Origin of the sequence: Kitasatospora sp. NPDC057198, from assembly GCF_042670125.1 — a bacterium.
Taxonomy (GTDB): domain Bacteria; phylum Actinomycetota; class Actinomycetes; order Streptomycetales; family Streptomycetaceae; genus Kitasatospora.
In genome coordinates, this window is record NZ_JBHUWH010000011.1 from 35,798 (window position 1) to 46,233 (window position 10,436).

Genomic DNA, 10,436 nt, shown 5'->3' on the forward strand with positions numbered 1-10,436 from the left:
CCGGCGTGAACGGCAAGCCGCGCCCCCCGGCGACGCCCGAACAGGCGCAGTACGCGATGGACCGGATGATCGCGCTGGCCCAGTTCGGCCAGCAGGACATCGCCGCCCGGCTCGGGCTCAACGTCACGGACCTGACCTGCCTCGGCTTCGTCATCGAGGCGGCGATGGCCGGCGAGCCGCTGGCGGCCGGCGACCTCGCCGAGCGCGCCCGGCTGACGACGGGCGCGGTGACCGGGGTGCTCAACCGCCTGGAGAAGGCCGGCTACGCCGTCCGCGAGGCCGACCCCGACGACCGGCGGCGGGTCCGCGTCCTGATGGCCGAGGACGCGCAGGCCCGCATCCTCCAGGTGTACGGCCCGTTCTACGCGCGCATCGGCGCCCTGCTCGCCGACTACACGCCCGACGAGACCGCCGTGATCGCCGACTGGTTCACCCGGGCCAGGGCGGCGATGGAGCAGTCCCTGGCCGAGATCGGACGGGGCGCGCGGCCGGAGCGGGAGTAGCGGCGGGAGCGGCGGCGGGCGCGGACGCGGCCGTCAGCCGGTGGGCGCGCCGGGTGCCGCGTGCTCCACGTACTCCACGGTCTGCATCATGCCGAGGTCCTCGTGGTGCAGCTGGTGGCAGTGCGCGATGGCGCGGCCGGTGAAGTCCTCGTAGCGGACCAGGAAGGTCACCGACTCACCGGGCGTGCCGCCGGCCAGGCCGACGGTGTCGTGCCAGACCGGCGGGTCCAGTCGGACGCCGTCCCGGTGGGTGACCAGGAACGGATTGGTGTGCAGGTGGAAGGGGTGGTTGAAGCCGGGGGCGGTCTCTCCGTTGCGCACCGTCCAGCGTTCGGTGCGGCCCAGTGGGAGCACGTGGTTGACGTGGTCGGGGTCGTACAGGCCGTACGCCGGGTCGCGGTGCGGGTCGCCGGCCGGGGCGGCGGGCGGGGTCGCGCCGCTGCCCAGCACCCGGAAGGCGTCCGGGAAGGGCTGCGGGAAGACGCCCGGGTCGACGTGGAAGAGCACCTCCCGGTGGGGGCCGGTGACCTCCCGCTCGTCGAGGAACGGGCGGCCGGGCGGCAGCGCGTCCGGCAGGCCCATCGGCGGGTCGACCGGCTCGCCCGCCACCTCGACGGTCAGCAGCGGCACCGGCACCCGCGCCGCCCGCAGCTCGTACCGTCCGGGCGCCCCGCCGCGGACCAGCACGTCCACCCGGTTGCCCATCGCCAGCGGCACCGTCCGCGCGGGCACCGGGGCGGGCAGCGTGATTCCGTCCTGGGCGATCCGGTGCATGGTCAACTCGCCTCCCACCCCTGACAGTTGCAGGTCGAGCGCGGTGAAGGCGGTGGCCCCGACCAGCCGCCAGCGCTGCACCTCGCCGGGCCGCAGCGCCAGCACCGGGTTGACCGCGCCGTTGACGGTGAACACCGACGGCACCCCCGCCGTCCAGGACCCCGAGGTGAACGGCGGCACCCGGCCGCCGCGCAGCTTCAGCTCGTTGACGCACACCACCACGTCCGCGGCGGCCCGCACCTGCGGCACCTCGTCCACGTCCCCCTCCACCACCAGCACCCCCGCCATGCCCCCGGCCAGCTGCTCGGCGGTGGAGCCGTGCAGGTGCGGGTGGTACCAGTACGTCCCGGCCGGGTGGTCGGCCGGGACGTGCAGCACCGTGCGGTAGCGAGGCTCCGGGTCGCCGGGCGCGGCGCGCGGCGCGAACTCCCGCAGCACGTTGTCGGCCAGGCCGGACGGCGAGACGTGCATCCCGTGCGCGTGCAGGTTGAAGCTGTTGGGCCGGTGCGGCATCCGGGCCCCGCGCATGCCGCCGGCCGGGTTCGGCGGCAGCCCGTTGACGTGCGTCAGCAGCAGGGTGTCCCCGGCCCGCACCCGCAGCGTCGGCCCCGGGAACCCCCCGTTGTAGGCCCGCACGGTGACCCGCCCGTACCCGGGCACCCCGACCTCCGCGTACCGGACGTCCAGCACCTGCTCCAGCACCGATGGCACCCGCCCCGGTGCGGCCCGCCGCCGGACCGTCACCGGCTGCGGGAAGCCGCCCGGCCCCGCCGCTGTCGCTGCCGCCGCAACTGCTGCCGCTGTCCCGCTGCCCGCCGCCACCGCCAGACCGGCCGCGGCGGCCCCCTTGAGCAGCACCCGTCGACCGATCACGCCACTGTCTCCCATAACCGGGCAATCTAGGGCAAAGCTCCGCCCTCGCCCGGCCCGCCGCACCGCACGGCCGCCGTTCCCGACGGGGCGGCCGCAGCCGGCCCGGCGAAGTGCCGGAACGGGCGGGCGGGCGTTCGACCGGGCCGCTCCGGTGTGGACGAACCAGGGTGCTTCCGTGTCCGCACGCCCCGTCGGAATCCTTGCCGCAGCAGCGATCGCGGCCCTCGCCCTCACCGGCTGCGCCCCCGCTCCCGGCCCCGATTCCACCCCCGCTCCTGGCTCCGGAGCCGACCGCCGCACCGGAGCCGCTCCCGCGCCCGCCGCCGAGCAGCCCGGACCCGCCTGCGGCGCGGAGCCGAGCCCCGCGCAGACCTGGCTGGGCGGCTGGACGAAGCCGCTGCCGGACGAGATCCGCTGACCCCGCCTCGGCCGGGCCGCCCGCCACCCCGGTTGCTCCACCGGAGCGGCCCCCGCGCCCCCGCGCTCCTGCGCGCCCTGGCAGGGTGGCGTTCGTCACTCATTGCCGTGCGCACCGGAAGTCCGGAAATTCCGTTTTCCGCACCGGATATCCGGTGTCGGGGGAACTGATTTTCCGTCCGATTATCACCCCGTATGCCGTGCACGTCCCATGCCTGTGCCCACCGGTCCCGACGGGAATACCGGAGAGCGCCGTTCGTCAATTCGGATGGCTGGTAAGGTCCCTGGCGACAAGCCAGATCGGGGGGGACGGCTTCTTGCCCGCTGTACCCATGTCTCCGAACCACTTTGGATCGGGCGCCACCGCATGGGCAGGCCGGCAACGGTTCCGCGGGAGCGCGCCCAAGAACTGGCGCACCATGCGTACGAAGACCATGAGAATGACCGTCGCCGCCGTGGCCGCGGCCGCCGCCCTCTCGCTGACGGCCTGCGAGCCGGACGGCAGCGGCTCCGGCGACGAGGCGGGTGCGGCCGGCGGCACGGCGGCGGCCACCGCCCCGGCCACGGGCGGCGGTACGGGCGGCGGCACGGGTGGTGGCGGAGCCACCCCGACGGGCAAGGCGGCCGGGGGGACGAGCGGCGGGGCGACCTCGTCGGCGGGTGCGGCCGGGAGCGGTGCCGGGGGCGGTACCGGGGGCGGCGACGCCGCGGGCGGCGGCAAGCTGAAGCCGGCCGCCCAGTCGGTGAAGATCGGCCAGTCCGCCACGGTCGACTTCGCCGACAAGCAGGCCAACGTCACCACCAAGCTCCAGATCACCGTCACCGGGGTCGAGATCGGCTCGATCAAGGACCTCCAGGACGCCAAGGCGTCCACCGCCAACGCCGAGGGCCACACCCTGGTCTACGTCAGCTACACCATCAAGAACCTCGGCGACGCCAGCCTCTCCTTCACCGCGCCGAGCTCGAAGTTCGTGGTGGTCGACACCGCGGGCCACAACGGGATCTTCATGGACCCGCCCGCCTCGATCACGGTGCCCAAGTGCCCCGGCCCGAAGTTCCAGGGCGTCAAGAAGGGCATGGAGGTCAAGGGCTGCAGCATCATCGGGCTCTCCGGCACCAACAACGCCCCGGCCCAGGTCGGCTACACCGACCTGACCGACCTGCTCAAGTTCCAGGCGTCCTGGACGAAGTGACGCCCGGCCGCTGAAACCCCGCCGCGCCCGGCCAGGGCAGCCGACCCGAGGGCGACACACCCTCCCGCCCCACGCGGCGGCTGCCCCGGTCCTGCCGTCCCCTCCGCCGCGCGCGGCGGCTTCCCGGCTTCCCGCTCTCCCGCCCCTCCGCGCCTTCGCCCCTCCGCCCCGCGCAGCGGGTTGCCGGGCGCCGGGGCGTTCACATGGTCTGATGAAACGTCAGGGTCGCGGGCGTGGAGAGCGAGGCTGGTCGGGCATGCAGATCGCGGTCATCGGGGCGAACGGCGCGATCGGCCGGTGTGTGGTGACCGAGGCGTTGGCCCGGGGGCACCGGGTGACGGCGGTGGTGCGGCGGCCCGAGGAGTACCAGGGGCTGGCGATCAGCGTGGAGCGCGGGGACGTGCTGGATCCGGCGGACGTGGCGCGGGTCGCGGCGGGGCGGCAGGTGATGGTGAGCGCGGTCGGCGGCGGGGACGGTCCGGGGCGGGGCCGGCTGGTGGAGCCTGCCGCGCACGCGCTGGTCGCGGGGTTGCGGGGGCTCGCGGACGGGGCGCCGCGCCTGCTGGTGGTCGGCAGCGCCGGCAGCCTGCTCACCGCGTCGGGCGCGCCGCTGTGGGACGACCCGGCGGTGACGCCCCGCCAGTTCGAGCTGATGCGGGCGCACGGTCGGGCCCTGGACTACCTGCGGACCGTCCGCGACCTGGACTGGACGGTGCTCAGCCCGCCGCAGAACCTGCTGCCGGGCGAGCGCACCGGCACCTACCGCACTGCCGCCGACGAGCTGGTGACGACCCCGGACGGCCTGTCCAGCCTCTCGTTGCCGGATCTCGCCGCCGCTCTGGTGGACGAGCTCGAACACCCCGTCCACCACGGCGAACGCTTCACCTGCGGCTACTGAACCCCGCTCGGGGCGGGGTCCCGCAGCGGTGCGCCCATGGGGCACCAGGTCGAGTGCGGGCTGCGGTACCGTTCGGCCCCGTACAGCGCGGCCCCCTGCCCCAGCAGGCCGAAGAGGACCAGCGGCACCACGGCGGCCAGCACGGTGTGTCCGGCCCGTTCCCGTTCCGGTCGGTGGAACAGGGCGTGGACGATCTGCCAGGCCGCCCAGCAGAAGGCGGCGGTGCCCACCAGCAGGCCGCCGAGGGCGAGCGCGAACGCGTACCCGGGGAGTCGGAGGGTGCCGAAGCAGTGCCGGCCGAGTTCGGCCTGGAACGCGGCCATGGCCCACGCCGCCGCGACGGTGCAGGCCCAGCCGGCTCCGGTCGCCAGCAGGCTGTAGCGCGTCCGGAACCACCAGCGCACCCGGTCCTCGTCCAAGCCCGTCCCACCCCGTCCCGCTCCGGCTGTCCTCCTGTCAGCTCCGGACGCCGTCCGGCCCCGGAAGGTTGCCGACGGTCCGGCCGGGGGCCAGTGGCGCGCCCTCGCAGGGGCTGCGCTGCGGCCCGCTGTGCGCGCGGGCGTCCTCCAGGAGGCCGTACTGGAGGACGGCGGCCAGCAGGGCCGCGGGCAGGGCCGCGAACAGCAGGAAGCCGCCGGGGCCGACCGGGCGGTCCCGCTCCCGCAGCGTCCGGACGGTCAGCAGGGCCGCCCAGCAGATCGCCGCCGCGTTCAGCACCAGCCCGCCCCAGGCCAGCAGCAGCACGTACGCGGGTGTGCCGGGGCCGTCCAGGCAGCGTTCCATCAACTCCCGGACGCTGTCCGAGCTCTGGACCGCCGGCCAGCCGGCCCCCCACCCGGCGGCCATCGCGGCCAGGCAGTACCGGCCCCGCAGCGCCCGTCCCGGCCCCGCCCCCGTCCTCGCCCCGGCGCCGTCCCCGGCGCCGTCCCCCGTGTTGTCTCCGACACCTCTCGCCGCCCCCTCCTCCGGTCTCCCGGTCACCGGGCATTCTGTCGAACGCTGGGGAAAGGACGGGCAAAGGCGGCTCCGGCCGGGGGAGTTGAGGCCGGCTCAGCCGAACTGGACGGAGCGCTTGGCCAGGCCCATCCAGAAGCCGTCGATGACGCTGCGCTGCTCGCCGAGGTCGGCCTCGGCGGCGCCGAGGGTGACGAAGAGCGGGGCGAAGTGCTCGGTGCGCGGGTGGGCGAGGCGTCCGGCGGGGGCCTTGTGCTCGAAGTCGAGCAGGGCGTCGAGGTCGCGGGCCTCCAGGGCGCGGCGGCCCCAGTCGTCGAACTCGGCCATCACGGAGGTGACCCGGCCGTCGGGGGAGAGCGCGCGCAGGTTGTGGGTGAAGAAGCCGGAGCCGACGATCAGCACGCCCTCGTCGCGCAGCGGGGCGAGCCTGCGGCCGACCTCCATCAGCCTGCGCGGGTCCAGGGTGGGCAGCGAGACCTGGAGGACGGGGATGTCCGCGTCCGGGTACATCTCGACCAGCGGGACGTACGCGCCGTGGTCCAGCCCGCGGTCCGGCACGTCCTGGACGGGGGTGCCGGGGGCGCTCAGCAGCTTGCGGACGGAGGCGGCGAGTCCGGGCGCGCCGGGGGCGGCGTACTGGACCCGGTAGTAGTGCTCGGGGAAGCCCCAGAAGTCGTACACCAGCGGCCGGGTGTCGACCGCGCCGATCGCCAGCGGGGCCTCCTCCCAGTGCGCGGAGACCATCAGGATCGCCGAGGGGCGGGGCAGGTCGGCGGACCAGGCGGCGAGCTGGCCGGGCCAGAGGGCGTCGTCGGCGAGCGGGGGCGCGCCGTGCGAGAGGTAGAGGGCGGGCATGCGCCCGGTGGCGGGGGTGCTCATGGATCCGTCCTCCTGCGGTCGGCCTGTAGTTCAAATTTGAACCTCGTGGCTCCGAAGGTACACCTCAGTTCGAATTTGAACAACCGGAGTAGACTCCGGGGCATGGACGAACCCCGCTGGCTCGACGAGACCGAGATGGCCGCCTGGCGCGGGTTCGTCGCGGCCACCAACCTGGTCGCCCGCCGCCTGGAGCGCCAGCTCAAGGAGGACGCGGGGCTCTCCCACACCCAGTACGAGATCCTGGTCCAGCTCTCCGCCGCCCCCGGCGGCTCGCTGCGGATGACCGACCTGGCCGACCGCCTGGTCACCTCCAAGAGCGGCCTCACCTACCAGGTCACCCAGCTGGAGAAGGCGGGCCTGGTGGCCCGCCGCTCCTGCCCCAGCGACGTGCGCGGCGTCTTCGCCGAGATCACCGGCCGGGGCTGGGAGGCGCTGCGCGCCGCCGCCCCCGGCCACGTCGCCGCCGTCCGCGAGGCGCTGATCGACGTGCTCACCCCGGCCCAGCTCGCCGCCCTCGCCGACAGCCTCGGCACCGTCAGCGACCGCCTGCGCGCCGCCGACTCCTGAGGCCGGCCCGGCCTACCCGAGCGCCGTCGCCCGGACGCACAGCACGTCCGGCAGGTGGGAGGTGAGCAGCGACCAGTGGTCGCCGCCGTCGGGGGAGCCGTACACCTCGCCGTTGCGGTTGCCGAAGTAGACGCCCGCCGGGTCGCCGTCGTCGGTGCACAGCGCGTCGCGCAGGACGACGCCGTAGTGCTCCTCGGCGGGCAGGCCGGTGGTCAGCGGCTGCCAGGTCTCGCCCGCGTCGGTGGTGCGGAAGACCCGGCAGCGGCGGTCCACGGGCAGCCGGGCGTAGTCGGCCTCCAGCGGGAACAGGTAGGCGGTGCCGGGGGTGTGCGGGTGCGCGGCGACGCCGAAGCCGAAGTCGGCGGGCAGGTCGCCGGCGATCGACTTCCACGTCCGCCCGGCGTCGTCGCTGCGGTAGACCCCGCCGTGGTTCTGCAGGTAGAGCCGGTCCGGGTCGCCGGCGTCCCGGGCGATCTTGTGCACGCACTGGCCGAACTCGGGGAACCGGTCGGGCAGGAAGTCGGCCCGCACGCCGAGGTTGGACGGCCGCCAGCTCAGGCCGCCGTCGGCGGTGCGGTAGGCGCCGCCGGAGGAGACCGCCACCAGCAGCGCGTCCGGGTCGCGCGGGTCGGTGAGGACGGTGTGCATGCCCTGGCCGCCGTAGCCCGCGCCCCAGTGCTCGCGCTGCGGGTGGTCCCACAGCCCGTCGACCAGGGTGAAGCTCTCGCCGCCGTCGGTGGAGCGGAACAGCGCGGCGGGCTCGGTGCCCGCGTACACCACGCCCGGGGCCTCGTCGCCGGCCGGCTGCAGCTGCCACACCCGCTCCAGCGCGGTGCCCGTCCGCTCCGGGAACTTCACCGCGGGCTGCGCGGGCTCCTGCCAGCTCGCGCCCAGGTCGTCCGACCACCACACCGACGGGCCCCAGTGGCTGCTGTCCGCCCCGACCAGCAGCCGGGTCCGGCCGCCGCGGCGGTCGATGCCCACCGCGTAGACCCCGTTCATCGGGAAGTGCGGGCCGCTGAACTCCCACTTCTCGCGGTCCGTGCTGCGGCCCAGGAACAGGCCCTTCTTGGTGCCGACAGCCAGCAGGAAACCCTGCCCGTTCCGTACGTCGCTCATCGTCGAACCCATCCGGAGACTCGGTGTAACACGGTCCCGCAGCAGTGTGCTCCGCACCACTGACAGTCGCACGCCAGCACGCCGGGAGTCGGGGGCCGGGGGCCGGGGAACGCCGGCGGCCCCACGGGTGGTTTACAATTCAACAATACCGGGAGCGGGACACCGCGAACGCCCCCGGCACCCGACGGAGGAGGACCCGATGGCATCCACGACCGACCTGCGCCGCGCCGACGAGCGCTTCCGCACCCGGGCCGGCTGGCTGGACTCCAAGCACTCCTTCTCCTTCTCCCACCACTGGGACCCGGCCAACACCCACTTCGGCCTGCTGCTGGTCTCCAACGACGACACCGTCGCCCCCGGCACCGGCTTCGACACCCACCCCCACCGGGACATGGAGATCATCACCTGGGTGCTCGACGGCGGCCTGGTCCACCAGGACTCCGAGGGCCACAACGGCGTCATCTACCCCGGCCTCGCCCAGCGGATGAGCGCCGGGAGGGGCCCGGCGCGGAGCGCTTAAAACGGCACGAGTCTGCACAGCGAGAAGAACGACTCCTGGACGCTCACCGGCGAGCCCGCCCACCGGGACCCGGTCCACTTCATCCAGATGTGGACCATCCCCGACACCGCGGGCATCGCCCCCGGCTACGAGCAGCTCGACATCAACGACCAGCTCTCCCGGGGCGGTTGGACCACCCTCGCGTCCGGCATGGCCAAGCACGCCAACCAGCGCGCCATCGGCATCCGGCAGAAGCACGCCGCCCTGCACGTCACCCGCCTGCGCCCCGACGAGACCCTCGAACTCGCCACCGCCCCCTTCGTCCACCTCTACGCCGCCCGCGGCGAGGCCGCCGTCGAAGGCGCCGGCCTCCTCCACCAGGGAGACGCCCTGCGCATCACCGCCGCCGAGGGCCAACGCGTCACCGCCGGCCCCGAGGGCGCCGAACTCCTCCAGTGGGAGATGACCGCCGCCCTCCACTGACCGCGCCGGCCCCCGCGCCGGCCCCCGCGCCGACGACACCCCGAAAAGGCCCCCGACCACCGCAGTGGTCGGGGGCCTCGACGCTGCCCGGCCGGGCCGGGGCAGTCAGTTCTGGGCGGCCTTCTGGGCCGCCACGCCGGCGTGGACCTCGGCCATGTCGAGCTTCCGGGCCTGGCCGATCAGGTCTTCCAGGGCGGCTTCGGGGAGCGCGCCGGGCTGGGCGAAGACCAGGACGCCCTCGCGGATGATCGCCAGGGTCGGAATCGACCGGATGTCGAACGCCGCGGCGAGCTCCTGCTGGGCCTCGGTGTCGACCTTCGCGAAGGTGATGTCCTCGTGCTTGTCGGACGCCCGCTCGAAGACCGGCGCGAACTGGCGGCAGGGGCCGCACCAGGCCGCCCAGAAGTCGATCAGAACGAAACCCTTGCCGTCCTCACCCTGGACCACCTCGTCGAAGTTGTCCTTGGTCAATTCCACCGTGCTCATCATCGCCACCTGCCTCTCGCAGCTCCGGCCCCGCCGTTCGGGCCCTTCGCCCGGCACAACCCCGCCACCTGCGGAACTATTCCGGCGGCCGTGGGCGGTGAACACCCGGGACCTGCCGTACGTACCCCCGGACGAACCGGTCGAACCAGGACCGGAACGCCACCTCCCGGACGGGAGCACCCCGATGACCACCACCGGCCGGACGGCCCCCCGCGGCCGCCGCCTCACCCTGCTCGCCGCCGGTACCCTCGCCGCCGCGGCCCTGGTCGCCGGCTGCGGAAGCAGCGGCGGCAGCGGAAGCAGCAGCACCTCGGCGGCCCGCACCGGCAACCCGGGACAGAGCCAGGGCACCCTGGCGACCGCGCACGACGCCACCCTCGGCACCCTGGTCACCGACGGCCAGGGTCACACCCTGTACCGCTTCGACCAGGACACCAACCACCCCTCCGCCACCCACTGCACCGACGCCTGTGCCTCCCTGTGGCCGCCCGAACTCGCCAACGGCAGCGGCAGCGCCGACCTCAAGGGCATCGACGGCAAACTCGTCTCCACCGTCACCCGCCCCGACGGCAGCCACCAACTCACCCTCGACGGCTGGCCGTTGTACCGCTACAGCCCCGACACCAAGCCCGGCGACACCAAGGGCCAGGGCGTGGACGGCACCTGGTTCGCGGCCACCCCGAGCGGGGCGAAGGCGATGCCGGTCAACGGCGGCATGCCCAGCATGCCCTCCGGCGGCGGCTACTGAGGCGGCCCGTGGACGGCCGGGCGGAGGAGCGGGAGGCGTGGGA

The 10,436-nt window shown here is 74.5% G+C and carries 12 protein-coding genes and 1 pseudogene; 7 read left to right on the forward strand and 6 right to left on the reverse strand.

The features are described 5' to 3' along the window. Nucleotides 1-5 precede the first annotated feature (5 nt). Nucleotides 6-503 carry a MarR family transcriptional regulator gene (locus ACFUEL_RS02790; RefSeq protein ID WP_380234113.1) on the forward strand — a complete coding sequence of 166 codons (498 nt, stop codon included), beginning with the start codon at nt 6-8 and terminating at the stop codon, nt 501-503. A gap of 33 nt (nt 504-536) precedes the next feature. On the opposite strand, the gene ACFUEL_RS02795 is transcribed toward ACFUEL_RS02790, so the two are convergent. Then, complete coding sequence (locus tag ACFUEL_RS02795) at nt 537-2,150, reverse strand: multicopper oxidase family protein (RefSeq protein ID WP_380234114.1); 1,614 nt, start codon at nt 2,148-2,150, stop codon at nt 537-539. A 175-nt stretch (nt 2,151-2,325) separates the two neighbouring features. Between ACFUEL_RS02795 and ACFUEL_RS02800 the strand changes: the two genes are divergently transcribed. From ACFUEL_RS02800 to ACFUEL_RS02810, 3 genes are all read left to right on the forward strand, one after another. Continuing rightward, entirely contained in the window at nt 2,326-2,568 is a 243-nt protein-coding gene (locus tag ACFUEL_RS02800; RefSeq protein ID WP_380234115.1) for a hypothetical protein, read from the forward strand. 433 nt (nt 2,569-3,001) lie between these two features. Beyond that, nucleotides 3,002-3,760 carry a hypothetical protein gene (locus ACFUEL_RS02805; protein ID WP_380234116.1) on the forward strand — a complete coding sequence of 253 codons (759 nt, stop codon included), beginning with the start codon at nt 3,002-3,004 and terminating at the stop codon, nt 3,758-3,760. 256 nt (nt 3,761-4,016) lie between these two features. Further along, a complete protein-coding gene (locus tag ACFUEL_RS02810) occupies nt 4,017-4,658 on the forward strand; it encodes an NAD(P)-dependent oxidoreductase (RefSeq protein WP_380234117.1) in 642 nt (213 codons plus the stop codon). Here ACFUEL_RS02810 and ACFUEL_RS02815 read toward each other — a convergent pair. From ACFUEL_RS02815 to ACFUEL_RS02825, 3 genes are all read right to left on the reverse strand, one after another. Beyond that, nucleotides 4,652-5,077, reverse strand: coding sequence for a hypothetical protein (locus ACFUEL_RS02815; protein ID WP_380234118.1), 426 nt, complete (start codon nt 5,075-5,077; stop codon nt 4,652-4,654). The genes ACFUEL_RS02810 and ACFUEL_RS02815 overlap by 7 nt on opposite strands. Nucleotides 5,078-5,114: 37 nt before the next feature. Further along, entirely contained in the window at nt 5,115-5,504 is a 390-nt protein-coding gene (locus ACFUEL_RS02820; protein ID WP_380234119.1) for a hypothetical protein, read from the reverse strand. 204 nt (nt 5,505-5,708) lie between these two features. Beyond that, the gene (locus ACFUEL_RS02825; protein ID WP_380234120.1) at nt 5,709-6,491 is read right to left on the reverse strand and encodes a dioxygenase; all 783 of its coding nucleotides are present in this window, start codon (nt 6,489-6,491) and stop codon (nt 5,709-5,711) included. Nucleotides 6,492-6,593: 102 nt separating this feature from the next. Between ACFUEL_RS02825 and ACFUEL_RS02830 the strand changes: the two genes are divergently transcribed. After that, nucleotides 6,594-7,058 carry a MarR family winged helix-turn-helix transcriptional regulator gene (locus tag ACFUEL_RS02830; protein ID WP_380234121.1) on the forward strand — a complete coding sequence of 155 codons (465 nt, stop codon included), beginning with the start codon at nt 6,594-6,596 and terminating at the stop codon, nt 7,056-7,058. Between the two features lie 12 nt (nt 7,059-7,070). On the opposite strand, the gene ACFUEL_RS02835 is transcribed toward ACFUEL_RS02830, so the two are convergent. Next, nucleotides 7,071-8,177, reverse strand: a complete 1,107-nt coding sequence (locus ACFUEL_RS02835) for a WD40/YVTN/BNR-like repeat-containing protein (RefSeq protein WP_380234123.1) — start codon at nt 8,175-8,177, stop codon at nt 7,071-7,073. A 199-nt stretch (nt 8,178-8,376) separates the two neighbouring features. Here ACFUEL_RS02835 and ACFUEL_RS02840 point away from each other — a divergent pair. Next, nucleotides 8,377-9,159, forward strand: a pseudogene (locus ACFUEL_RS02840) (pirin family protein). Nucleotides 9,160-9,264: 105 nt separating this feature from the next. Here the strand turns inward: ACFUEL_RS02840 and trxA are convergent. Then, entirely contained in the window at nt 9,265-9,654 is a 390-nt protein-coding gene (gene trxA, locus ACFUEL_RS02845; RefSeq protein ID WP_380234124.1) for a thioredoxin, read from the reverse strand. 175 nt (nt 9,655-9,829) lie between these two features. Between trxA and ACFUEL_RS02850 the strand changes: the two genes are divergently transcribed. After that, nucleotides 9,830-10,393: a hypothetical protein gene (locus ACFUEL_RS02850; RefSeq protein WP_380234125.1), complete on the forward strand. Its 564-nt coding sequence runs from the start codon at nt 9,830-9,832 to the stop codon at nt 10,391-10,393. Nucleotides 10,394-10,436 lie beyond the last annotated feature (43 nt).

Coding starts and splice junctions, on each gene's coding strand:
- ACFUEL_RS02805 (WP_380234116.1), top strand. CDS start 3,002: ATGAGAATGACCGTCGCCGCCGTGGCCGCGGCCGCCGCCCTCTCGCTG.
- ACFUEL_RS02810 (WP_380234117.1), top strand. CDS start 4,017: ATGCAGATCGCGGTCATCGGGGCGAACGGCGCGATCGGCCGGTGTGTG.
- ACFUEL_RS02820 (WP_380234119.1), bottom strand. CDS start 5,504: ATGGCCGCCGGGTGGGGGGCCGGCTGGCCGGCGGTCCAGAGCTCGGAC.
- ACFUEL_RS02825 (WP_380234120.1), bottom strand. CDS start 6,491: ATGAGCACCCCCGCCACCGGGCGCATGCCCGCCCTCTACCTCTCGCAC.
- ACFUEL_RS02830 (WP_380234121.1), top strand. CDS start 6,594: ATGGACGAACCCCGCTGGCTCGACGAGACCGAGATGGCCGCCTGGCGC.
- ACFUEL_RS02835 (WP_380234123.1), bottom strand. CDS start 8,177: ATGAGCGACGTACGGAACGGGCAGGGTTTCCTGCTGGCTGTCGGCACC.
- ACFUEL_RS02850 (WP_380234125.1), top strand. CDS start 9,830: ATGACCACCACCGGCCGGACGGCCCCCCGCGGCCGCCGCCTCACCCTG.